Source organism: Streptomyces sp. NPDC043908, assembly GCF_056435525.1.
In genome coordinates this window covers 53277-76418 of sequence record NZ_JBWKEI010000020.1, presented here as the reverse complement: position 1 = coordinate 76418, position 23142 = coordinate 53277, and the positions used below count along the sequence as shown (strand labels likewise).

Sequence of the window (23142 nt, the reverse complement as noted above, 5' to 3'; positions counted from 1 at the left end):
GCCGGACGCCCGCCCGGGGCGGTGCGACCACCGGATTTCACTTTCCGGCAGGTCACAGGCTAAAGTTCTTCTTGTTCGCGGCGCGGGAACGCGCGAAACACAGCGAACAGCGGGGCTATAGCTCAGTTGGTAGAGCGCCTGCATGGCATGCAGGAGGTCAGGAGTTCAATTCTCCTTAGCTCCACAGGTGGGGAAATCCCGTCCGGTCGGTTCGACCGGGCGGGATTTCCGCATTTCCTGGCCGCCCCCGCCGACCCCCCCCCGCTCACCCCGCGCACTCCTCTCGTACGCCCCCACGGGCCCGCACGGGTGCCCGCGAGGGTGAGGCGGCCGCCCAGCCCCGTGCCCGCGCGGCCGCCTCACGCCCAGATCTTCTCCCGCATGTCGCGCAACGCCGCCGTGCGCGCGCCGCTCTCCTCGTCGTTCGGTGTGTAGGTCACGATCCGGCACTCCGGCATCCCGTTGATGGACAGCGACACCGACGTCATCCGTATCTCACCGACCGCCGGGTGCCGGAAGGTCTTCACCCTCGGGCCCGGCGGCACCACGTCGCCGTTCTTCCACAGCCGCGCGAAGTACGGGCTGGCCTCGGAGAGCCTCGTGATGAACGACTCCCAGGCGGGCTCCCCGGCATGGCGGCCGTACTCCGAGCGCAGGGTCGCCACCATCACCGGCAGCTCCTTCTCCCTGAACAGCACCGGGCAGTTGGGCTCCGGGACGGTGAACAGCGTCCACAGGACGTTGCGTATGCCCAGTGACCGGATCTCCGGGATGTCGAACAGGTCCCGGTAGGCGGGGTTGGTCGCCAGGATGTCGTAGCGCCCGTTGTAGACCACCGCCGGATGCGGGTCCAGGGCGTCGATGATCCCCTGGATCTCGGGGCCCACCTCCACCACCAGGGCGTCCCGGTCCAGCTCGCAGGGCACGTCCGCCAGGTGGTAGAGGTGCGCGCGCTCCGGCTCGTCCAGGCGCAGGGTGCGCGCCACCGCGTCGAGGACCTGCGGCGAGGCGTTGATCGGACGCCCCTGCTCCAGCCACGTGTACCAGGTCACACCCACTCCGGAGAGCTGGGCGACCTCCTCGCGGCGCAGCCCGGGCGTGCGTCTGCGCAGGCCCGGAGGCATGCCGACATCGGCCGGTGTGACCCGCGCGCGTCTGCTGCGCAGGAAGGCGGCGAGTTCCGGTCTGCGGCGTCCGTTCGGTGCGGCCACTGTCGTCACGTCCCCCATGGTCGATCTCTTCGCCCGCCGCTGCCAGGTGCTGTCAGTACCAGCATCAGCGGGCTCTCGTTACCCGTATCGGAGCATGGTCAGGCTGGCTGCCATGACCACCGCACTCCGTCCGGGCCCAAGTCCCCTACTCAGTAAAGACCGTGCCACTGACAACCGGCCTTCGCTGCTGCTCGCGATCGTGCTCGCGGCGCAGTTCATGGCGCTCCTCGACGTCTTCATCGTCAACGTCGCGGCCCCCACCATCCGCACCGAACTGCACGCGTCCGGCGCCGCGTTGCAGCTGGTCGTCGCCGGGTACACCGTCGCGTACGCCGTGCTGCTGATCACCGGCGCGCGGCTGGGCGACCTGCTCGGGCACCGCCGGCTCTACCTGACGGGCCTCGCCGTCTTCACGGCCGCCTCCCTCGCCTGCGGTCTGGCCGGGACGGCCGGCCAGCTGATCGCCTTCCGGCTGGTGCAGGGCGCCGGGTCGGCGCTGATGATCCCGCAGGTGCTCAGCCTCATCCAGCGCAACTTCACCGGAGAGGCACGCACGCGTGCCCTCGGGGTGTACTCCGCCGTCCTCGCCACCGGCGCCGCCGCCGGGCAGGTGGTCGGCGGCGTCCTGGTCAGCGCCGACCTCTTCGGCACCAGCTGGCGGCCGGTGTTCCTGGTCAACGTGCCCCTCGGCCTCGTCCTGCTGGTCCTCGGCGTGCGCCGGCTGCCCCGGGAGGAGCACGAGCACCGCGGCGCGGCCCGCTGGGTACGCGACCTCGACCTGCCGGGCCTGGTCCTGCTCGGCGCCAGTGTCTGTCTGCTCACGGTGCCGCTCGTGCTCGGCCAGGAGGAGGACTGGCCGCTGTGGGCCTGGCTGTCGCTGGCCTCCAGCGTGCTGCTCTTCGCCGCCTTCTGGGCGTACGAGTCGCGCCTGGCCCGGCGCGGCGGCGTCCCGCTGATCGCGCCCAGGGTGCTGCGCCTGCCCGGCATGGGCCTCGCGGTCTTCCGGATCGCCGTGGTGATGGCCGTCAACGCCGGCTTCCTGTTCACCCTCACCCTGCACATCCAGGGCGGCCTCGGCTACAGCGCGCTGCGCGCCGGACTGACCTTCGCGCCGACCGCCGTGGTCTTCGGCACGGTCGGGCTGACCTGGCGGCGCTGGCCCGCACGCTGGCAACGGGCCCTGGTGCCGGCCGGCTTCGCGCTGACCGCGGTCTCCACCCTGGCCACCGGCGCCCTCCAGCGCGGCGGCGGCACGGGCGGGCTCGTCGTCTACGTGACGTACGCGGGCGTGGGCGCCGGTCTGGCGCTCGCCTTCAGCCCCACCTTCGCGGGCGCGCTCGCGGGAGTGCGCCCCGAGGACGCCTCGGACGCCAGCGGGCTGCTCGCCACCGTGAACCAGCTGGGCCAGCTGATCGGCGTCGCGGCCTTCGGGACGCTCTTCCTGAACCGGCTCACCACGGGGGCGCACACCTCCGGCGGCGCGCTGTGGGCATGCTCTCTCGCGCTGTCCGCGGCGGCACTGGTGGGAGCGCTGACGGGTCTCGTATCACGACGTCGCTGACCCTCTTGCGCGGCCATGGCAGAATCGTGACGGCCGGAGGGGGACGACGGACCGAACGGGAGGGAGACCGCGATGCCTGCGAGCCGCGACGCCGTCCCGGACCTGTCCGGTACGGCGCGGACAGCGACCCGGGCCGGCCGCCCTTCGCGCGCCTCCTCCCCGGTCGCGCGGCTGCTCGGCGACCGCGGAAGCCTCTCCTACGTGTGCACGGCCTGCGGCCACAGCTGGAGCTGAGATGGGTGCACACAGGCGGAAGTGCGACTGGTGCGGCAGCGGTACGCCGATCGTCCGGGACATGGAACCGGTCAACGCCGACTACCAGTACTGGTGCGAGGAGTGCGCGCGGGCGCTGATCATAAAAGGCGACCCCATCGAGACCTACCGGGAGCTGGAGGGGGAGCCGATCTACGGCCGCCTCCTGGAGGCGCACTGCACCCTCAAGAGGTTCTACTCCTTCGCCACGGCCTGACCCCGGCGGCTTCGCCGCCCAGACCCGCCCCGAGGGCCACCGCCGCCACGCACACCGCCCCGGCCAGCGGATAGAGCGCCGAGAGCGCCATCTGCCATCCGTCCTGCGCCAGTTCGGGGCGGCCCTCCCCGTGCGGCACCCACCACAGGGCGTACGAGCCGAAGACCAGCGCCACCAGGGCGCCGCCGGCGCGGCGGGTCCCGAGAGCCACGAGCCCCGGCACGCACCACACCCAGTGGTGCGACCACGAGACCGGGCTCACCAGGAGCGCCGTGGCCGCGCAGCACAGCACCGCCTCCGCCCGCCGGTCGCGCAGCTCGGCCCGTACCGCCGCGGCCAGTCCCAGTCCCGCGGTCAGGGCCGCGACGGCGGCCCACCAGGCCCCCGGCTCCGCGGTGTGCAGCAGCCGGGCCAGCACCCCGCGCAGCGACTGGTTGGCGGTGTCCTCGGCGCGGCCGACCCGGCTCGCCTGGAACACCGTGGACGTCCAGAAGCGGCGCGAGTCGGCGGGCAGCACCAGAGCGGTGGCCAGCGTCGCCCCGGCGAACACCGCGAGCGCCGTCGCCGCCTGCCGCAGCCACGGGTTCCGGCCCGCTCCACGCGCGCGTACGAGACCGGTGAGCAGCAGGAACAGGGCGAACAGGGCCGGAGTGAGCTTCACCGCCGCCGCCAGGCCGATGCCCGTGCCCGCCCCCCGGTGGCCGGAGCGCCGGGTCAGGTCCCACAGGACGGCGACCGCGAGCAGCAGATTGATCTGGCCGTAGCGCAGGGTCGTCCACACCGGCTCGCACCACACCGCGAGCGCCGCCACCCACAGTGCCGCGCCGGGCCGCTCCCGTCCCACCAGCCGCAGCGACAGACGGGCGAGCGCGACCAGGAGGGCGAGGTTCGCCGCGGTGGCGAGCGTGCGCATCTCCGGCACGCCCAGCAGCGTCAGCGGCGTGAACAGCAGCGCGGCGAACGGCGGGTAGGTGGTGGGCAGCCCCGCGCGCGTGGCGCGCATCGCGTACAGGTCCGCCCCGGCCCGTACGGCGCCGCCCTCCGCCCGGTAGACCATCAGATCGATCATGGAGACGCCGGCGGCCCGCTGGGCGGCCCAGAAGGCACCGAAGGAGAGCAGGCAGGCCGCTGCGGCGAGCGCCACGGGGCGGCGGACGGGGGTGAGACGGGCGGCGGTGTGCGCGAGCACGTTCACGGTCACGAAAGGGGACGTTACCGGCCCTGTCCGTACAGAACGGCAATCGATTTGGTGGAGTGCCGGGGGGACCGTGTAATGTTCTCGATGTCGCCGGGGGAAACCGGGCGGCGAACACAGCAAGGGGCTATAGCTCAGTTGGTAGAGCGCCTGCATGGCATGCAGGAGGTCAGGAGTTCAATTCTCCTTAGCTCCACAGTGAAGAAGGCGGCCACCCGATCCGGGTGGCCGCCTTCTCGCCGTTACGGCTCAGCGGGTCAACCGCGGCCGCTGCCCAGGGCCTTGCGGGCCGGGGCCGCCAGCGCGGGCAGTTCGGCGGGCGCCCCCTCGATCCGCAGCGCCAGCGCGGGGCACCGGCGCACAGCTCGCTGCGCGCGCCCCCGCAGATGCATCGGGACGGTCGCGTCGGCCACCGCCGGGTAGCCGTCGGCGCCCAGCCGGATCAGCTCCGGGATGAGGTCCGCGCACAGCCCGTGCCCCTCGCACAGCGTCCAGTCGACCAGCACCTTCTCGCCGCTGGGGATGCCCTCCTCCTGGTAGCCGTCGCCGGGCAGCGGCAGCAGGCCCAGCGTCGGGCGGCCGCAGCCGCCGCCCAGGACGTGCGCCGCCAGGTCGTCGGTGAAGGCGTTGACGGTGGACGCCAGGAAGCGGGCCGAGCCGTCCGGGTGCTTGCAGGCACCGCGCCCCTTGACCGCGCCCGTCACCTCGCGCAGCGCCTCCAGGGCGGCCGGGCCGCCGCCGTTGAGCACGTCCGCCAGACCGCCCGCGGCGGCCGGCAGACCGAGCCGGCACGGGCCGCACTGGCCCGACGTCTCGGCCGCCAGCCAGTTGGCGATCCGCAGCGCCTCGCCCAGCGGGCAGGTCTCCGGGCCGATCGGCAGGATCGCGCCCGCGCCCAGCGCGCCGCCCAGCGCCGCCAGCGAGTCCCGCGAGATGACCGCGTCGTGCGCGGCGGCCGCGTCCAGCCAGCTGCCGTGGTAGCCGCCGGTCAGCACGCCCTGCGGCACCGGCGGCGCCCCGGCCAGCTGGAGCACGTACCGCAGCGGCACGCCCGTCGGTACCTCCACCACCATCGGCCGGGCCACCGCCCCGGAGAGCGTCAGCAGGACCGTGCCGGGCTCGGTGGGCAGCCCCGAGTGGCGGTAGCGGCGCGGGCCGACCCGGGCGGCCACGGCGAGCTGCGCGTACGTCTCCGCGTTGGACAGCAGCGTCGGCGCGCCGCCGATCCCGGTGTCCGAGGCGCGCACCTTGCGCCCCGGCGGCAGCGCGGGGCCGCCGCCCGCCGCCCGGATCACGGACGAGGCCTCGCCGGAGACCATCCGCTCCGGAGTGCGCAGCACGCGCGCGCGGAGCGCGGACCCGCGCCGGTCGGCCAGCCCCCGCTCCGCGAAGGCCGCGCGGATCGAGGCCTCCGTGGAATCCCGGGTCACGGCGACGACCAGGGTGCGGGCTCCGAGGGCCTCAGCGGCCAGCAGAGCGCCGTCCAGGACCAGATGGGGGGCGCGGTTCACCAGGACCGTGTCCTTGCGGCAGGCGGGCTCTCCTTCGCTCGCGTTGACCACCACGACCGGACGCACGCCCCGCCGGATCGCGGACTTGGCGACCGCGCGCAGCTTGCGGGCGAACGGGAACCCGGCGCCGCCGCGTCCGTTGAGCGAGATCTCCTCGGCGAGCTGGGCCAGCTGCTCGCCGGGAACCGGCTCCAGCGGGCCGTGCACCTTCAGGTGCATCTCCAGGCCGAGCCGCTCGACGAGGTCGAACCCCGCGGTCAGTTGCGGGAGTCCGACGACCCGCACCTCGGGGACGTCGGGCAGTGGCGCGTTCACGGGCGGTCTCCTGCGGGGCTGTGCCAGGGCTCACCGGCGACGGGCTGGTGGAACGGGCTGGACTGGGGGGAGGGTTCGGGCTGCGGCGCGGCCGGTCCGGGGAACGGCCCCGGAGCGTCGAAGGCGGCGCCGTTGTCTTCGTAGGGGACGGTCGGCAGGGGCGCGGTCTCGTCGAAGCCGCCGGGATCCGCCCCGCCGTAGGGCCCGGCGCCGTAGGCCGTGGCGTCGTAGGCCGGGGAGCCATAGTCCGCCGTGCCGCGGGCGGGATCGGTGTAGGCCGTCCCCGAGAGGCCGCTGCCTGCCGGGTCGCCGTCGGTCAGGCCCCCGCCGAGGTCCGTGAAGCCGTTCTCCTGGAGCGGCATGTTCTCCGGCGGACGCGGGGTGGGCGTCGGCCAGCTCGGGGCGTACGGGGGCGGAGCGGGGGCCAGGGAGACCGCCCGGTAGGCGGCCGAGATGCCGGGCGCGGGCGCCGCGGCGGGCACGGCACGCCGCCGGCCGGTCCCCTGGAGCTCCTGGCTCTCGTACGGATCGGACGTGAGCGGATCGGCCGGGTCGCGCTCGGCGGTGAACCGGTCGGTCGCGAACGCGTCCGCCGGGTACGGATGCGGCGCGGGCGCCTCGTAGCGGGGGGAGGCGGGATCGGCCGGGTGCGGCTGGGGGGTGGAGGCGTCCGGGGCGATCGCCTGGGCCGCCTCCACGCGCGCGAGGAGCGGCGCCAGCCACCGCACGAGACGACGGCGCGCCGGGCGCGGCAGCGAGCGGACGACGAGGGCGCCGGCCACACCGGCCAGCGACAGGCTGTAGAGCGTGACGACCCAGCCGGCCGCCTGACGGCCCGCGTACAGGCCGTGGACCAGCGCGAAGCACCAGGCCGGGTAGGCCAGCATGTGCACCGAGCGCCAGTGGCCCGCCACCCGGTCGGGGTGGGCGAAGGCGCTGCGCAGGGCGCCGGTGGCGGCCGTGACGACCATGAGGACCGCGGCGAGGGAGCCGAGGCCGATCAGTCCGTCGGAGCCGGTCACCCCGAGCCCGAAGGGGATCAGGGCGCCGAGCAGTCCCACATGACCGACCGCGATCTTGACGGTGACGTGGACCAGCAGGAAGCCGATGGAGGACACCGCGGTCGCGCGGTGCACGGCCTGGGCGACGAGCCGGTGGCGCGTCGTCATCAGCAGCCGGTCGGTGGCGAGCAGGCCCCAGACGACCGAGGAGGTCAGACAGACCAGCGACAGGACGCCGGTGGTGAAGTCCAGCGCGGCACGGAAACCGCCGCCGGTCGTGGCGGCGAGCACGGGTATGAGCACCGCCGAGGCGATGAGCATCGCGCCGGACGTTCCTCCTTTCACCCGTCCTTTCAGGGACGGGATTTTCCGTGTCGGGGTGGAGCGGGGACTGTGAGGGTTCATGGGGCGACTCCGAAACGTTCAGCAAAGTGGTCCCGTGGCCGCATGCTAGGTCGCCTCATACCAAGCAGTACGGCGTTTGAGTGGTTGCCCCAGAAGAGGTCGGTACGCGGAGTAACCTCTTCCGGCCGCGCTCGTTGGGGCGCCCCGTGAACGCTCAGTGCGGGCCGTGCGGGGCCTGCGGTACCCTGACGCCATGCGTGCCGTACGCCTTCTGCTTAGCGAGCCGCGCTGATCAGTCCCGACCGATGAGAAGAGCCGGTCGGAATCGGCGCGGCGTCCCCTCCTGTGCGAGGGGCTTTTTCGTTTGGTGAATGTCGCAGCCGCTGGCAGAGACGATCGATGGAGCTTTAAGGATCATGAGCGAGACGAATTCCGCTGCCGCAGAGCCGGTGGCGCCGCACCGCTACACGGCCGCCATGGCCGCCGACATCGAGGCACGCTGGCAGGACTTCTGGGACGCGCACGGCACCTACGCGGCGCCGAACCCCAGCGGTGACCTGGCCGGGGACCCGGCGGTCGCCGCCCGGCCCAAGAAGTTCATCATGGACATGTTCCCGTACCCCTCGGGTGCGGGACTGCACGTCGGCCACCCGCTGGGCTACATCGCCACGGACGTCTTCGCCCGTCACCAGCGCATGACCGGCCACAACGTGCTGCACACCCTGGGCTTCGACGCCTTCGGCCTGCCCGCCGAGCAGTACGCGGTGCAGACCGGCACGCACCCGCGCGTGTCCACCGAGGCCAACATGGAGAACATGAAGGCGCAGCTGCGCCGCCTGGGCCTGGGCCACGACCGGCGCCGCTCCTTCGCGACGATCGACCCGGAGTACTACAAGTGGACGCAGTGGATCTTCGTCCAGATCTTCAACTCCTGGTACGACACCGAGGCGAAGAAGGCCCGCCCGATCTCCGAACTGGTCGCCCAGTTCGAGAGCGGTGAGCGGCAGGCTCCCGGTACGCGCGCGTGGAGCGAGCTGAGCCCCGCCGAGCGCTCCGACGTCCTGGGCGGCTACCGCCTGGCCTACGCCTCGGACGCGCCCGTCAACTGGTGCCCGGGCCTGGGCACCGTCCTGGCCAACGAGGAAGTCACCGCCGACGGCCGCTCCGAGCGCGGCAACTTCCCCGTCTTCAAGGCCAAGCTGCGCCAGTGGAACATGCGCATCACCGCCTACGCGGACCGCCTGCTGGACGACCTGGACGCGCTGGACTGGCCCGAGGCCATCAAGCTGCAGCAGCGCAACTGGATCGGCCGCTCCGAGGGCGCGCGCGTGGACTTCGCCGTCGACACCGTCACCGGCGGCGCCGACGCCATCACCGTCTTCACCACCCGCCAGGACACCCTGTTCGGCGCCACCTACATGGTGCTGGCGCCCGAACACGAGCTGGTCGACGCGATCGTCCCGGCCGCCTGGCCCGAGGGCACCCACGAGGTGTGGACCGGCGGCCACGCCACCCCGGCTGAGGCCGTCGCCAAGTACCGCGCGTTCGCCGCGTCCAAGTCCGACGTGGAGCGCCAGGCCGACGCCAAGGAGAAGACCGGCGTCTTCACCGGCGCGTACGCGGTCAACCCGGTCAGCGGCGACAAGGTCCCCGTCTTCGTCGCGGACTACGTCCTGATGGGCTACGGCACCGGCGCGATCATGGCCGTTCCGGCGCACGACACCCGCGACTTCGCCTTCGCGCGCGCCTTCGAACTGCCGATGCGCTGCGTCGTCGAGCCGTCCGACGACCGCGGCACCGACGCCAACACCTGGGACGAGGCCTTCGCCTCGTACGACGCCAGGCTGGTCAACTCCGCCAACGCCGAGATCTCCCTGGACGGCCTGGGCGTCACCGAGGCCAAGGCGAAGATCACCGACTGGCTGTCCGAGCGCGGCATCGGCGAGGGCACCGTCAACTTCCGCCTGCGCGACTGGCTGTTCAGCCGCCAGCGCTACTGGGGCGAGCCCTTCCCGATCGTCTACGACGAGGACGGCGTCGCCCACTCGCTGCCCGAGTCGATGCTGCCGCTGGAACTGCCCGAAGTCGAGGACTACTCGCCGCGCACGTTCGACCCGGACGACGCGGACACCTCGCCGGAGACCCCGCTGTCGCGCAACGAGGACTGGGTGAACGTCACCCTGGACCTGGGCGACGGCCGCGGCCCGCGCCCGTACCGCCGCGAGACCAACACCATGCCCAACTGGGCCGGTTCCTGCTGGTACGAGCTGCGTTACCTGGACCCGCACAACAGCGAGAAGCTGGTCGACCCCGAGATCGAGCAGTACTGGATGGGCCCGCGCGAGGGCCAGCCGCACGGCGGCGTCGACCTGTACGTGGGCGGCGCCGAGCACGCCGTGCTGCACCTGCTGTACGCGCGCTTCTGGTCCAAGGTCCTGTTCGACCTGGGGCACGTCTCGTCCGCCGAGCCGTTCCACAAGCTGTACAACCAGGGCATGATCCAGGCGTACGTCTACCGGGACGCCCGCGGCTTCCCGGTGCACGCCGCCGAGGTCGAGGAGCGCGACGGGACGTTCTTCTTCGAGGGCGAGCCCGTCAAGCGCGAGCTGGGCAAGATGGGCAAGTCCCTGAAGAACGCGGTCACTCCGGACGAGATCTGCGCCGAGTACGGCGCGGACACCCTGCGCCTGTACGAGATGGCGATGGGCCCGCTGGACGTGTCGCGCCCGTGGGACACGCGCGCGGTGGTCGGCCAGTACCGCCTGCTGCAGCGGCTGTGGCGCAACATCGTCGACGAGGCGACCGGCGAGGTCACCGTCACCGACGCCGAGCCGGACGAGGCGACCCTGCGCGCCCTGCACAAGGCGATCGACGGCGCCGGCGGCGACCTGGCGGAGATGCGCTTCAACACCGCCATCGCCAAGATCACCGAGCTGAACAACCACCTGACCAAGGCGGGCGGCCCGCTGCCGCGCACGGTCGCGGAGCCGCTGGTGCTGCTGGTGGCGCCGCTGGCCCCGCACATCGCCGAGGAGCTGTGGCGCAGGCTGGGCCACCAGGACTCGGTCGTCCACCAGGACTTCCCGGTCGCGGACCCCGCGTACGTCGTCGACGAGACCGTGACCTGCGTCGTGCAGGTCAAGGGCAAGGTCAAGGCGCGCCTGGAGATCCCGCCGAGCATCTCCGACGAGGAGCTGGAGAAGCTGGCCCTGGCCGACGAGGCGGTCGTCGCGGCGCTGGGCGGCGCCGGGATCCGCAAGGTCATCGTGCGGGCGCCGAAGCTGGTGAACATCGTCCCCGCGTGACCGGCTGACGAGCTGAGCGGGCCGACCGGCCGAGCGGCACTGGGGGTTTCCCCTACGGGCAGGTTGGGGGTCGCCGGGGAACCCCCGACCCGCCCGGGCCGTTTACGGTGGGAGGGAGCCGGCGGAGTGCGCCGGTGAAGGCAGGCCGACCGCCGATGAGGGGACGTTCATGGAAGCCGCGATCGCGATCATGGCTCTGCTGTTCGTGGCCTTCGTCGTGCTGGGCGTGTACCTGACGGTGAAGGCGGTCGGCGCCGCCAAGCGCGGCGTGGAGCGCACGGTCACCCAGGCCCGCAAGACCGTCGAGGACACCACCCTCCGGGCCAAGAGCTTCGGCCAGGTCGGGGTCGGCGGCGAGCTCGCGCAGCTCCGGCTCTCCCTGCGCACCTCCATGCGGGCCACCCAGGAAGCGCTCCACGCGGGCGCGGAGCAGGACGCGTCCCTGAAGGAGTCGCTGACCCTCTTCGAGCGCCTGAGCGGCCATGGGCACGAGCTGGACGAGGAGCTCAAGCGCCTGGAGCGCGAGCCAGACAAGCAGCGCACAGGCAAGCGGATGCCCGAGCTGCGCGAGCGCACCGAGCGGATCACGCACGCGGCGGACTCGCTGCGCTGGGCGGCCCGCGACCGCGCCCGGCAGTTCGCCGAGGACGACCTGGCGGCGCTGAGCGCGGAGATCGAGGTCGAGTCCGGAGCGCTGCGGGACTGGGCCACGAAGGGGCCGACCACAGGAGTCTCCGCCACAGCGGCCGAACCGGCCTCCCCCGCGTCGCCCCCGCCCGCCGAGGCCCCCGCCCCGGCCCCGCAGGCGATCGGCGCGGTGAAGCCCACGCCGGTGTATCCGTGGCAGAAGACGGCCAAGCCGGAGACGACCAACTGACGGGTCCGGGTCCGGGCAGGGACAGGGGAACTGGTACCGGCGCGGGGACCAGTCCGGGTATGGGTACGAGTATGGTCCGGGGCGCACGGGGTGGAGCGTGCGAGCGGGGTGCGGGCGCCCTGAACGGCCCGCCGCCCGGCGCGTACGCAGGTCCGAACCGGTCAAGGCGGGTCCGAACCGATCATTGAGCCGGGGCCGGGCTGCCGTGTGGCGGCCCCGGCGGGTAACCTCCCGCTCATGTCCCGCCATGTCGCGATCGTCACCGATTCAACGGCCTACCTGCCGCCGCAGACGATGGACCGGCACGGCATCACCGCGGTGCCGCTGACCGTCGTCCTCGGCAATCAGGCGCTGGAGGAGGGCACCGAGATCTCGGCCCGCTCCCTCGCCCTGGCCCTGCAGAAGCGCCGTTCCGTGACCACTTCGCGGCCCAGCCCCGACGTGTTCGCCGCCGCCTACCGGGCCGCGGCCGAGTCCGGGGCCACCGGGATCGTCTCACTGCACCTGTCGGCCGAGTTCTCCGGGACCTACGACGCGGCCGTACTGGCGGCGAAGAGCGCTGCCGTGCCGGTACGGGTGGTGGACACCGGGATGGTCGCGATGGCCCTGGGCTTCTGCGCGCTCGCGGCCGCCGAAGTGGCCGAGGCGGCAGGCACCCTCGACGAGGCGGTCGCCGCGGCCGAGAAGCGCGCGGCGGGCACCTCCGCCTTCTTCTACGTGGACACCCTGGACTATCTGCGCCGGGGCGGCCGGATCGGCGCGGCACAGGCGCTGCTCGGCTCGGCGCTCGCGGTCAAGCCGCTGCTCCAGCTGGAGGGCGGACGCATCGAGATGCTGGAGAAGGTGCGTACGGCCTCGCGGGCCATCGCCCGGCTGGAGGAGATCGTCGTCGACCGGGCCGGGACGAGCCGGGTGGACATCGCCGTACACCACCTCGCCGCGCCCGAACGAGCGGCGGTGCTCGCGGACCGGCTGAGGGAACGGGTGCCGGGACTCGCGGACCTGCATGTCAGCGAGGTCGGCGCGGTGATCGGCGCGCACACGGGACCGGGACTGCTGGGGGCTGTGGTCTCGCCGCGCTGAGGGCGTGGGGCGGTGGGGGCGCGGGAGCGGTGGGGGGTGCGGGGTGCTTGGCGTGGCCACCTGCCTACCCCGGCCGGTCTGACGGCCCTGTCCACCTGCGGGTTTGACGGTCCGGCCGCTTGTGACGAAAACCGGCGGGTGCCGGTGTGGACGTCAGCGGCGGCTGGTGTGCGTCACCCGTGAGGGTGGCGGAGTTATCCACAATCACGGGGTTTTCCACGGGAATTGAGCATGATCAGCGGGTTCGGCCGGACCTGCCTACCGTCGTGGCATGGCTATCCGATCACCACGCATCGCAACGAGCGGGCCGGGCCGCGCTTCGGGTTCGGACGGCCGTGTCCGCCACGGTCACGGCCGTCGCCCACGCGGCGCCCAGATCCGTGCCTCTGCCGGAACGGCCGCGCGGCGGCGGGCGGAGGCGCTGCTCCCGGCGGCCCCGCCGACAGATCCGCCCGCGCCGGTCGCGGCCGTCGCCGCACCACCCGGACGCGCTCTCTCACCTCCGACCTCCTACCCGCCCCCTGAACTCGAGCCTGGGCCTGGGCCTGGGGCTGGGCCTGGGCTTGGGCTTGGACCTGTTCCGACTCCGCCAACTGCGGCTTCCCGCCCGGCATTCACCCGTGTACGAGAACGGGCCTGGGTGGCTCTGCGGGAGCGGCTGCCCGTGTGGGTGCAGGCGCGGTGCGGGCTCACGCCGAGAAGTCTGGCCGCGCTGAGCGTGGTGCTGGTCGTGGCTGTGGGGTTCGCCGTGCAGCACTTCTGGGCGGGCAGGCCCGAGCCCGTGCGAGTCCCGGAGAGGGTGACGGGACCGGTGCCTCCCGTCGTGGCGCCCTCCGCCCGGAAGCCCGGCCCGTCCAACACGGGGCTGACACCCAGCCCTGCGGCCATGACGATGACGGGGAGCGGAGCGAGTGGAGCACCTGGGCCGTCCCCCGGCGGCGGAATCGTCGTGGACGTCAGCGGCAAGGTGCGGAGTCCGGGGATTCGCCGACTGCCGCCAGGGTCCCGTGTCGCCGACGCGCTGGCTGCGGCGGGCGGGGTCCGGGACGGTGTGGATGTCACCGGCCTCAACCGGGCCCGGCTGCTCATGGACGGCGAGCAGGTGGTCGTGGGAGTGCCGGGCGCGATGCCCGGTGGGGCCCCGCCCGCGGCCGGCAACGGCGGGAGCGCCGGGGCGGCTGCCGGGACGCCGGTCAGCCTGGGCTCCGCCACGGTGGAGCAACTGGACGCGCTGCCCGGGGTGGGTCCCGTGCTCGCCCAGCACATCGTGGACTACCGCGCCCAGCACGGCGGCTTCCGGTCCGTCGAAGAGCTACGGGAGGTCAACGGGATCGGCGACCGCCGGTTCGAGGATCTGCGCCCCCTGGTGCGGCCATGAACCGCCAAGTGGTCCATACCGAGTCGGACAGCGCCCTGGGCGCCGCGAACCCCCACCAGGAAGGCCCGCCGGACCTCCGCCTGGTCCCACCGGCGATCGGAGCCTGGGGCGCCGCCGCCCTCGCGCTCAACGTCCCTGGGGAGTGGGCGGTATGGGAAGTTCTGGCACTGCTGGCGGTGGCAGGGGTGCTGCTCGGGCCGACGATTCGGCGCCGGGGGAGAGGTGATGCCCTTTCCGGGAGCGGGAGCGGAAACGGAAGCGGTAGTAGAACCGGGGCCCGCGACCTTGTCGCCACTCCCGAACCTGCCGCTCCCCGACCTGCCGCTCCCGAACCCGCCACTTCCGAACCCGCCACTTCCGAACCCGCCACCGGAGCCAGGGCTGGTCCCTGGTGGGCGAACCGGGTCGCTGTCGCCGCCGTGCTTCTGTGCGCGGCAGCCGGGACCACCGCCGGCGCGCTGCACGCGGCCGAGGCACGCCGGGGGCCGGTCCCGGTGCTCGCCCGGCAGTACGCGCACGCCACCGTCGAACTGACCCTGACTTCCGACCCCAAGCCGATACGGGCGCGGGCGGCATGGGGTGGGCGGTCGGTGGTGATCCAAGCCGTGGTCACCCGGGTCGTCGGGCCGGACGGTCGGGCCGAGCGGGTGCGGACACCGGTACTGGTGATCGCCCCGGAGGCGTGGCAGCGACTGCTGCCCTCGACGCGGGTGCGCGTGTCCACCCGGCTCGCGCCACCGAGGCCGAACGACAGGTGGGCGGCGGCCGTGGTGCGGGTGCCCGAGCGGGCGGCGCCGCAGGTCGTGGGGGAGCCAACCACGTTGCAGCGTACGGCGGCCGGACTGCGCGGCGGCTTGCGGGAAGCGGCCGAAGGACTGAGCCCGGACGCCCGGGCGCTGCTGCCGGGGCTGGTCATCGGGGACACCTCGCGGGTCACGCCCGAGCTGCGGGATGACTTCGAAGCGACCGACCTCACGCATCTGATGGCGGTGTCGGGCAGCAACCTGGTGATCGTCCTGGTGCTGCTGATCGGGCCCCCGAGCCGTGCCTCGTTGGCCGAGAGAGGCGGCCTCGCCCCGCGGTTGGGCATCTCACTGCGGGCGACGGCGCTGCTCGGCGGGCTGGTCACCGTCGCGTTCGTGGTGGTGTGCCGACCGGAACCGAGCGTGCTGCGCGCGGCCGCCTGCGGACTCGTCACCCTGCTCGCCATCGCGACGGGCCGCCGCAGATCGCTGATCCCGGCGCTGGCCGCAGCCGTACTGGTCCTGGTGCTGTACGCCCCGGAGCTGGCGGGGAGTTACGGGTTCCTGCTCTCCGTCCTGGCCACGGGGGCACTCCTGACGATCGCCCCGGGATGGAGCGACGCGCTGCGGCGGCGCGGGGTGCCGGGCAGGCTCGCGGAGGTGCTGGCGGCGGCGGGGGCGGCCCAGGCGGTCTGCGCGCCCGTGGTGGCGGTGTTCGCGGCGCGGGTCAGTCTGGTGGCCGTCCCGTGCAACCTGCTGGCGGAGCTGGCGGTGGCCCCGGCGACGGTGCTGGGGTTCGCGGCCCTGGCCGTGGCACCGGTCGCGATGCCCGCCGCCGAGCTGCTGGCCCGGTGCGCGGGCTGGCCGACGGAGTGGATCGCCGGTATCGCCCGGACCGGGGCGTCGCTGCCGGGGGCACAGACGGGGTGGCCGGGCGGCTGGGGCGGGGGAGTGCTGCTCGTCGGCGTCACGGCCGGTGTGGTGTTCCTGGTCAGACGGCTGCCGCGCCATCCGTGGCTGGCGGCCGGGTGCGCGGTGCTCGTGCTGCTCGCCGTGGTGAGGCCTGCCCCGCTGACCAGGATCGTCACCGGCTGGCCACCGCCGGGCTGGGTGTTCGCGATATGCGATGTGGGGCAGGGCGACGCCACCGTGCTGGCTACCGGTGCGGGGGAGGCGGTGGTGGTCGACACGGGGCCGGCCCCCGTTCCGGCCGACCGGTGCCTGAGGGCTTTGGGCGTCACCCGGATTCCCCTGCTCCTGCTCACGCATTTCCACGCCGACCATGTGGCGGGGCTGGACGGGGTGCTGCGGGGCCGGGCCGTCGGGGTGATCGAGACGACGACGTTCGAAGAGCCACCCGAGCAGGCCCGGTTCGTCCGCAGGACCGCCGCCCGGGCCGGGGTGCCGGTGGTCCCGGTGGAGCCGGGGGAGTGGCGTGCGGTGGCCGGCCTCTCCTGGCAGGCACTGTGGCCGCTGCCGCCTCCGACGGTGACCCCGGACGGGCCGAACGACGCCAGCGTCACGCTGCTGGTCCGGGTCGGCGGGCTGACGCTGCTGCTCCCCGGTGACCTCGAACCGCCTGCCCAGCAGGCTCTGTTGCGAGCGCATCCGGAGCTGCCCCCGGTGGATGTCCTCAAGGTCGCCCACCACGGCTCGGCCCACCAGGACCCCGCGCTGCTACGGGCGGTCCGGCCCCGGCTGGCGTTGATCTCGGCGGGGAGGGGCAACCCGTACGGCCATCCGGCGCCGTCCACGGTGGCGCTGCTCGCCTCGTCCGGGGCGCGGGTGCTGCGGACGGACACGGACGGCGCCATCGCGGTGATGGGGAGGGGGAGTCGCAGCGGGAGCGGGAGCGGGAGCGGGAATGGGAATGGGAGCGGGAGCGGGAGTGGGCCGGGGAACGGGTTGGTGGCGGTGCCGCTGGGGCGGGGGCCATGAGTCGCCCGTTGGGGTGGGGTCCATGAATCGTGCTGGGCGGCGCCGGCCGGAAGGGGGTGGGCGGGACGTCGCTAGGGGGCCTCCAGCCAGCCCTCGTACTCCTCGGCCAGTTCGTTCAGGGCCGCCGGGTCGAGGCGCTGGTGCGGGTCCTCGACCACGACCAGCCACTGGGCGTCCTCGGCGTCGTCCTCGCCGGCCAGGGCGTCGCGTACGAGCTGGGGCTCCTCGGTCACGGCGAAGCGGGCGGGGAGTTCCTGGGCCACCTCGTCGGCGGCGTCGCGGTCGGGCAGCACCAGTACGTGTCGGGTCACATCACTCACCTGGACATTCTCCTGCACGGGGAGGGGTGGACAGGGACGGGGGCGGGGTGGGGAGGGAAGGGGAGGGTGGACAGGGGCGGGGTGGGGGTGGGGGCGGGGGGCGGGGGCCCCCGGGGGGGAGAGGGGGAAAGGGAAGGGCCGCTGGGAGTGGGCGGCCGGGGCTGTCAGTAGGGCGTGGGATGCTGGATGCGATGGCCACCAGGAAGAATTCCACCGACGATCCGCTCGCTCCTCTCACGCTCGCCGTGGGCCAGGAGGACCTGCTGCTCGACCGTGCCGTACAGCAGGTGGTGGCGGCCGCGCGGGCCGCCGACGCAGACACCGATGTGCGCGATCTCGCCTCCGATCAGCTCCAGCCCGGCACGCTGGCCGAGCTGACCAGCCCTTCGCTGTTCGCGGAGCGCAAGGTCGTGGTCGTACGGAACGCGCACGATCTGTCGGCGGACACGATCAAGGATGTGAAGGCGTATCTCGATGCGCCTGCCGAGGAGATCACGCTCGTGCTGCTGCACGCGGGCGGCGCCAAGGGCAAGGGGCTGCTCGACGCGGCGCGCAAGGCGGGGGCGCGGGAGGTGGCGTGTCCCAAGACGACGAAGCCGGCGGAGCGGCTGACGTTCGTGCGGTCGGAGTTCCGGGCGCTGGGGCGTTCGGCGACGCCGGAGGCGTGCCAGGCGCTGGTCGACTCGATCGGCAGCGATCTGCGGGAGCTCGCGTCGGCGGTGTCGCAGCTGTGCGCGGACGTGGCGGGGACCATCGACGAGGCGGTCGTCGGGCGCTACTACACCGGGCGGGCGGAGGCGTCGAGCTTCACGGTCGCGGACCGGGCGGTGGAGGGCCGGGCGGCGGAGGCGCTGGAGGCGCTGCGGTGGTCGCTGTCGACCGGGGTGGCGCCGGTGATGATCACGAGTGCGCTGGCTCAGGGGGTGCGGGCGATCGGGAAGCTGTCGTCGGCGCGGGGCGGGCGGCCGGCGGATCTCGCGCGGGAGCTGGGGATGCCGCCGTGGAAGATCGACCGGGTGCGGCAGCAGATGCGGGGGTGGACGCCGGATGGGGTCGCGTCCGCTCTGCGGGCGGTGGCGGAGGCGGATGCGGGGGTCAAGGGTGGGGGGGATGATCCCGAGTACGCCTTGGAGAAGGCGGTGGTGGCTGTGGCTCGGGCTGCGCGGGCTCGGGGTTGAGGGGGCGTTTGGTTTGCCCCAGCCCGCCCCTTCCCGAAGTTCCAAAGTAGGGGTTCTGTCCCGCCCGACCCTGTGCCGGGCGGGACAGCTTGAAAGGACGTACTACCTGGCCGTGGAGCGGCGCGTGGCGGGAAGCTCGTCCCACTGTGGGCCGGGGATGTAGCGCGGGGCGCAGTCCGGGCAGGCGTAGAGGGTTAACCCCGCGCCGCTGGTGCGGTGAATCTGCCTGATGGTGACCGGGGCGCACGTGGGGTGCCCACACACGGTGACGGGGGTCTGTACGGCGGGGGTCTCGCGTGTGAGCGCGTCGCGGGTCATGCCGACACCCCGGCCGTGAACGCCGACGCGGGGAACGGTGCTCCGGGATACGTATAGGGGAAGTCGATTCCCTGGGTGGCGTAGTAGAGGGTCCTGCGGCGCTCGCGCTTCAACCGGAGTTCCAACGTGTCCTCGGCTTGACGCTGGAACAGCGCTTGGACTTCTTCCTTGCTCGGGCTGCGCCACGGTACGGCCCACGGATCGATGCGGGCGGGTTCGGGCAGGGGCTCCAGGCTGGAGGCAGGCGCCGCGCTGTGGCGTCCTCGGGCGGGCAGTAACAAGCGGAGCACCCACAGAAGGGCGCGGGCGATAGAGTCGCGCATACGTCGTTCAGCTCCTCGAAAGCTGCTTCGGCGAGCCCCGATAGACCGGGCCTAATCGGTCTGTCGGGGCGTTTTCATGTCTGACGTTAGAGCAACCGGTATAGCTCCGTCTAGGTCGGTCCAGTCCGGTACAGGTTGGGTGGATTGTCTACGCTTCGCGGCATGGCAGCGCTTGAAATCGACCACCAGGCACCGGAGCCCCCATACCGGCAGATCGCTGCCGACTTGACGGGCCAGATCAAGAGGGGCGAACTCCTTGCTGACCGCCCGATCCCTTCCGAGAAGGTGCTCACGGACCGGTACGGCGTTGCTCGGAATACGGTCCGGTCGGCGATTGCCGTTCTGCGGGAGAACGGACTCGTCTACACAGTGCCGAACCGGGGTACGTACGTGCGCCGCAGCACCGAGGACGAGCACCAGGGCAACCAGTAATCCCGACCAGCACGCGGGGAACGTGCCGACCGGGGCGGCTGTGTTGCTCTCCCGCTTCACGACGACTCGGCGTCCTCGGGGTACTCACGCCGGGGCAGATTGCGGGCCAGTGGATTGCGCGGGATGTAGACCACCCCCGAGCGCACGTCGAGCGCCCCGCCGCACTCGGTCCACCAGCCCTTGGGAGAGTCCGCGTACGGGCCGTCCGGGTCTTCCAGGAGCGTGGCCGCCTTCAGGGTGCGTGAGCCTGTCTTGCACCGTCCGGGGGTCGTTACGGGGGCGCTCACGGCTTCCTCTTCACGGGGTGAGGGTGGTTCCTGATCTCCGCCGCAGCCTCGTACGCCTTCCCGTGATCCTTGGCTTCGCGTGCCGTGGCCAGCTCCGCCGCCAGTGCCGTGCAGACTCCGCACCCGGCCACGGGTGAACAGCCGTACAGGTAGTCCTCGACAAACCCGGCGAGTTCAACCGCCGGCTCCGGGTAGGTCCGTCGCTCCGTCATTGCTGCATCGCCATCCCCTCGCGTGGTCCGATGGGGACGACGCTAGGGACCACCGAATCCCAACACCCAGCGGCGTGCACGTTGTTGCACGGCGATTAATGGAGCGCTTCCATAGCCATCGTGATCAGCGTCCGGGCTGGCTCGCCGTAAACAGCGAGTCCCGCCAACTCCGCGAACGTGTCGGCGTACGCCGCGATCTCGCTGGGTTGCGTCAGTGTGAGATAGCCCGAGACCAATTCGACGTTGACCTGTGTCCTGTCGAAGATCCAGAACCCCTCTACTGGCATTCGCGAACGATCAGGTCGCTTCGGTACGACTCCCACGCTGACGTTGGCCAGCGAGCCGACTGTGAGCAGGTGGGCAAGCTGATCCTTGAGGACGACTGGTCCACACAGCGCGTTGTGCAACGAGGCCTCTTCCACGAGGAACGCGAACCGTCGATCTCCCTCGCGCAACACCCGCTGGCGGGCCATGCGGGCGGCCACCGCTTCGGTTACATCGTCCACCTCGACTCGCCGTCTCTGAACGGAGCGCAGGACAGCCTCGGTGTAATCGCGGGTCTGGATCAGTCCCGGCACGAGTCCGGGCGAGTATGAGCGGAACCAGCGTGTTCGCTCGTACAGGGGCAAGCGAGCGTCCTGGGCATGCTTGAGCCCTGCCCGCTCCATGCGCCGCCAGCCGATCCACATGCCTTCGGCGGTCCGCAAGGAGGCAATTAGGTCCTCTGCCTGGTCCTGCGCGTCGGTTGCCTGGCACCACGCTCGGATGTCGTCAGTGGATGGAGGCGTACGGGCATTCATGATCCGCGACGACTTGGAACGACTCCATCCGCAGCGTTCAGCGATCTCGGTACCAGTCAGCCCAGCATCCCGGCACAGCTCTGCCAAACGATCCGCTAGAGCCTGCCGGGCCTGCTGAGCGCTGGAATACGGGGAAACAGCCATGGTGCGTGACCGTCAGCGCGGCCGGTACTCCTCGTGAGGAGTCGCCCGTTCCCAGACCGCTTCGAATGCTGTGCTGACCAGTTCGACGACGTCCGGTTTGGTGCACCACTCGCGGTCAACTACCTCCCCGATCCCGGAAAAGTAGGTGAACAGCACTGACTCGTTGTCGAACATCCACAGATCGGTGCCGGGCAGAGGAATATCGGCAGCTCTGCGCCGGGGAAGCCATCGGACGAGTTCACCCGCTACGACGTTCGGAAACGTCACGTCGTGCTCGTACCGGATGTAGTCCGTCACCGGCTCAGAGACGATCCGTGCCCGCCGCATGCCCACGCCGCGGGCCGTCACGTCGGCCACTACGTCCAAGAATGGACGCCACCACGTTGAGCGGTCAGCGGCAGGGTCAAGGCGCTTGCCCTGCTGCCACGCGATGAACTCGGGGTCGCTGGGCTGGTAGGCGTCGCGCATCTCCAGATGCACAGCGGAATGCTGGGCCTTGGCCAGACCCTCAAGCACGGGGTTCGTCATCGCTACTCGCTGTCGGGACGGGGAATGAACTGACGCATGACCTTCGGAAGCCGGACGATCGTCTCGTGATCCGGAACATCCGTGCTGTGACCGGGGATTGACCCGACTTTCTGGCAGGCCTTCACCTCCTCCTCGGTGGCCTTATAGGACTGGATCAGCAGATCCCCGGTCTCTTCGTCCAGCCAGATGGTCGGGGAGTCTGTGTCAGGGGTGTTCGGGATGATCCCAAGGAACCGTAGGGCCATGCTCACTCCCGCTGTCGAGTGGGTTGCACCAGCGTGCACGAGCTTCGCCCTTGTGGCTGAGCAGCGCAAGAGGACCGCCGGAACACAGAAAGCCCCCGTACTCGTCACCTCAACAGAGTGACGAGTACGGGGGCTTGGGGGTGCAGATCAGCCGACGAGAACGTTGGTCAGCCGTGCGGCGGCCTTCCCGCCAAACAGGGCGAGGCCACAATAGAAGTCGATGCGGGTGCGGTAGACGGGCTTGTCGTGAGATTCCCCAAGGTCTGTGGCCTGCACGCCACCGTTGGTCAGGCCGCTCACTCCGGCGTCGGCCTCGGTGCGTCCGAAGCGTACGGCGTAGACGTCGCCAGTCTGCTTACCGCCCGTGCCAGCCGTCAGCGGGAGCACGTCCGTACCGTCCAGCTTCTGCCCGGCGTCGAGCAGCGGGATGCCCTTCCACGTGACCGTGTTCTTTCCAGCGATTTCGGCCGAGAGGAGCTGGGCACCGCCGAGCCGCCGGAACCCGGACTCGACCTTCGCACGGAGTGCGGCATTCATGTAGAGCGCGCCGTTCGAACCGTCGATGCCGCGCACCTGGGCGACGAGCGCGTCCAACGCATCAAAGAAGTCATGTCCATTGGCGACCGGTCCGACACCCTTCGCGTCCAGGACCTGACCACCGAACAGGCGCTTGCGCAGCCCGTCAAAGCCTTTCGGGTTCACCTCCACATCACCGTTGAAGAACTGGTCCGCAAAATGAACGGATGCCGCCTTGATCTTTAGCGTCTCCTGAATCGCCCGCTGATCGTTGATGTTGCCGCGAGTCTGCGCGATGAACTTGTCCACATCGGAATCCCCGCCGAGAATGGCAAGCGTTTCGATCTTCTGGTTCAGAGTGCCAGTGCTCTCCGGGTAAGCCTCGTTCACGCCCCGGAAGGACACCCCGGGAAGGGTGGATTCCTCGTTGTATCGGTACGCGTTTCCTTCCACCTGTATCAGCGGGAGCCGGTCCAGGATCGGCGATTCCTGAACGAACGTTTCAATCACGCCGCGCTGAAGCTGGTCAAGGGACAGCTTTGCGGATTCAGCAAGAGTCAAAGACATCGGTAATTCCTTACTTCTCAATGGGTGAACAAGAAAGGTGCCGCAGTCGGTTGGCGGCACCCACAGGAACGGCCTAATCAGCCATGCAAGTTTTTTGCCTCCCTGCCGATCTTTTGGGCGGGAGGAGGGGAGTACCCCCCTGCTCGGAACGCAATTTATGTCCGAATTGGCTTCGCATTTGCCGCTGCCCAGCCACCAGGTTGGCGTTTCGCGGTTTCGCGGTTGTGACACTGCGTGCACAGCGGACGAAGCCTGTTGAACGCGTCCGGCTCGGCGACGCCTTGCGTCACCAACTCACGCCGAGACACAGGGAAATGGTCGGCGACCGTGGCCGTGCGAC

General features: G+C 71.6%; 22 protein-coding genes and 2 tRNA genes. 12 read left to right on the top strand and 12 right to left on the bottom strand.

Going from position 1 to position 23142, the window contains the following annotated elements; genetic code table 11:
- Positions 1-111: 111 nt before the first annotated feature.
- Positions 112-184: transfer RNA gene (locus AC069K_RS32460), tRNA-Ala, on the top strand.
- Positions 185-359: 175 nt separating this feature from the next.
- Here AC069K_RS32460 and AC069K_RS32455 read toward each other — a convergent pair.
- The gene (locus tag AC069K_RS32455; RefSeq protein ID WP_365108302.1) at positions 360-1229 is read right to left on the bottom strand and encodes a helix-turn-helix transcriptional regulator; all 870 of its coding nucleotides are present in this window, start codon (positions 1227-1229) and stop codon (positions 360-362) included.
- Positions 1230-1323: 94 nt separating this feature from the next.
- Here AC069K_RS32455 and AC069K_RS32450 point away from each other — a divergent pair, with 94 nt between their 5' ends.
- From AC069K_RS32450 to AC069K_RS32440, 3 genes are all read left to right on the top strand, one after another.
- Entirely contained in the window at positions 1324-2772 is a 1449-nt protein-coding gene (locus AC069K_RS32450) for an MFS transporter (RefSeq protein WP_478622160.1), read from the top strand.
- A gap of 72 nt (positions 2773-2844) precedes the next feature.
- Positions 2845-3006 (top strand): hypothetical protein, encoded by a 162-nt coding sequence (locus AC069K_RS32445; RefSeq protein WP_478622158.1) that lies wholly within the window; start codon positions 2845-2847, stop codon positions 3004-3006.
- Between the two features lies 1 nt (position 3007).
- Positions 3008-3241, top strand: coding sequence for a hypothetical protein (locus AC069K_RS32440; protein ID WP_067158879.1), 234 nt, complete (start codon positions 3008-3010; stop codon positions 3239-3241).
- Here AC069K_RS32440 and AC069K_RS32435 read toward each other — a convergent pair.
- Positions 3210-4442: a glycosyltransferase 87 family protein gene (locus tag AC069K_RS32435; protein WP_478622156.1), complete on the bottom strand. Its 1233-nt coding sequence runs from the start codon at positions 4440-4442 to the stop codon at positions 3210-3212. The genes AC069K_RS32440 and AC069K_RS32435 overlap by 32 nt on opposite strands.
- A gap of 117 nt (positions 4443-4559) precedes the next feature.
- Here AC069K_RS32435 and AC069K_RS32430 point away from each other — a divergent pair.
- Positions 4560-4632: transfer RNA gene (locus tag AC069K_RS32430), tRNA-Ala, on the top strand.
- 61 nt (positions 4633-4693) lie between these two features.
- Here the strand turns inward: AC069K_RS32430 and AC069K_RS32425 are convergent.
- Both AC069K_RS32425 and AC069K_RS32420 read right to left on the bottom strand, forming a co-directional pair.
- Positions 4694-6262 (bottom strand): ferredoxin, encoded by a 1569-nt coding sequence (locus tag AC069K_RS32425; protein WP_365108294.1) that lies wholly within the window; start codon positions 6260-6262, stop codon positions 4694-4696.
- Positions 6259-7608: a ferric reductase-like transmembrane domain-containing protein gene (locus tag AC069K_RS32420; RefSeq protein ID WP_478622153.1), complete on the bottom strand. Its 1350-nt coding sequence runs from the start codon at positions 7606-7608 to the stop codon at positions 6259-6261. The genes AC069K_RS32425 and AC069K_RS32420 overlap by 4 nt, the downstream gene beginning before the upstream one ends.
- A gap of 416 nt (positions 7609-8024) precedes the next feature.
- Between AC069K_RS32420 and leuS the strand changes: the two genes are divergently transcribed.
- From leuS to AC069K_RS32395, 5 genes are all read left to right on the top strand, one after another.
- Positions 8025-10913 (top strand): leucine--tRNA ligase, encoded by a 2889-nt coding sequence (leuS, locus tag AC069K_RS32415; RefSeq protein ID WP_478622151.1) that lies wholly within the window; start codon positions 8025-8027, stop codon positions 10911-10913.
- A gap of 169 nt (positions 10914-11082) precedes the next feature.
- Positions 11083-11790, top strand: a complete 708-nt coding sequence (locus AC069K_RS32410; RefSeq protein WP_478622149.1) for a hypothetical protein — start codon at positions 11083-11085, stop codon at positions 11788-11790.
- 237 nt (positions 11791-12027) lie between these two features.
- Positions 12028-12873 carry a DegV family protein gene (locus tag AC069K_RS32405; RefSeq protein ID WP_365108283.1) on the top strand — a complete coding sequence of 282 codons (846 nt, stop codon included), beginning with the start codon at positions 12028-12030 and terminating at the stop codon, positions 12871-12873.
- A 949-nt stretch (positions 12874-13822) separates the two neighbouring features.
- Positions 13823-14251 carry a ComEA family DNA-binding protein gene (locus tag AC069K_RS32400; protein ID WP_478622147.1) on the top strand — a complete coding sequence of 143 codons (429 nt, stop codon included), beginning with the start codon at positions 13823-13825 and terminating at the stop codon, positions 14249-14251.
- Positions 14248-16932: a ComEC/Rec2 family competence protein gene (locus AC069K_RS32395; protein WP_478622145.1), complete on the top strand. Its 2685-nt coding sequence runs from the start codon at positions 14248-14250 to the stop codon at positions 16930-16932. The genes AC069K_RS32400 and AC069K_RS32395 overlap by 4 nt, the downstream gene beginning before the upstream one ends.
- A 71-nt stretch (positions 16933-17003) precedes the next feature.
- On the opposite strand, the gene AC069K_RS32390 is transcribed toward AC069K_RS32395, so the two are convergent.
- Complete coding sequence (locus AC069K_RS32390) at positions 17004-17252, bottom strand: hypothetical protein (RefSeq protein ID WP_358832423.1); 249 nt, start codon at positions 17250-17252, stop codon at positions 17004-17006.
- 191 nt (positions 17253-17443) lie between these two features.
- On the opposite strand from AC069K_RS32390, the gene holA reads away from it, so the two are divergent.
- Positions 17444-18430, top strand: coding sequence for a DNA polymerase III subunit delta (gene holA / locus AC069K_RS32385; RefSeq protein ID WP_365108272.1), 987 nt, complete (start codon positions 17444-17446; stop codon positions 18428-18430).
- A gap of 314 nt (positions 18431-18744) precedes the next feature.
- Here holA and AC069K_RS32380 read toward each other — a convergent pair whose 3' ends face one another.
- Positions 18745-19071, bottom strand: coding sequence for a hypothetical protein (locus tag AC069K_RS32380; RefSeq protein WP_358835070.1), 327 nt, complete (start codon positions 19069-19071; stop codon positions 18745-18747).
- 162 nt (positions 19072-19233) lie between these two features.
- Between AC069K_RS32380 and AC069K_RS32375 the strand changes: the two genes are divergently transcribed.
- Positions 19234-19503 (top strand): GntR family transcriptional regulator, encoded by a 270-nt coding sequence (locus AC069K_RS32375; RefSeq protein WP_478622143.1) that lies wholly within the window; start codon positions 19234-19236, stop codon positions 19501-19503.
- Positions 19504-19559: 56 nt separating this feature from the next.
- Here AC069K_RS32375 and AC069K_RS32370 read toward each other — a convergent pair whose 3' ends face one another.
- The 6 genes from AC069K_RS32370 to AC069K_RS32345 form a co-directional block, all read right to left on the bottom strand.
- Positions 19560-19790: a hypothetical protein gene (locus AC069K_RS32370; RefSeq protein WP_478622142.1), complete on the bottom strand. Its 231-nt coding sequence runs from the start codon at positions 19788-19790 to the stop codon at positions 19560-19562.
- Positions 19787-20002, bottom strand: coding sequence for a hypothetical protein (locus AC069K_RS32365; RefSeq protein ID WP_358835073.1), 216 nt, complete (start codon positions 20000-20002; stop codon positions 19787-19789). The genes AC069K_RS32370 and AC069K_RS32365 overlap by 4 nt, the downstream gene beginning before the upstream one ends.
- Positions 20003-20097: 95 nt before the next feature.
- On the bottom strand, positions 20098-20946 hold the full coding sequence (locus tag AC069K_RS32360) for a helix-turn-helix domain-containing protein (RefSeq protein WP_358835074.1): 849 nt from the start codon (positions 20944-20946) through the stop codon (positions 20098-20100).
- Positions 20947-20958: 12 nt separating this feature from the next.
- A complete protein-coding gene (locus tag AC069K_RS32355) occupies positions 20959-21474 on the bottom strand; it encodes a DUF6879 family protein (RefSeq protein WP_478622139.1) in 516 nt (171 codons plus the stop codon).
- Positions 21475-21476: 2 nt separating this feature from the next.
- Complete coding sequence (locus AC069K_RS32350) at positions 21477-21719, bottom strand: hypothetical protein (protein WP_358835076.1); 243 nt, start codon at positions 21717-21719, stop codon at positions 21477-21479.
- A 147-nt stretch (positions 21720-21866) separates the two neighbouring features.
- Entirely contained in the window at positions 21867-22802 is a 936-nt protein-coding gene (locus AC069K_RS32345) for a major capsid protein (protein WP_478622137.1), read from the bottom strand.
- Positions 22803-23142 lie beyond the last annotated feature (340 nt).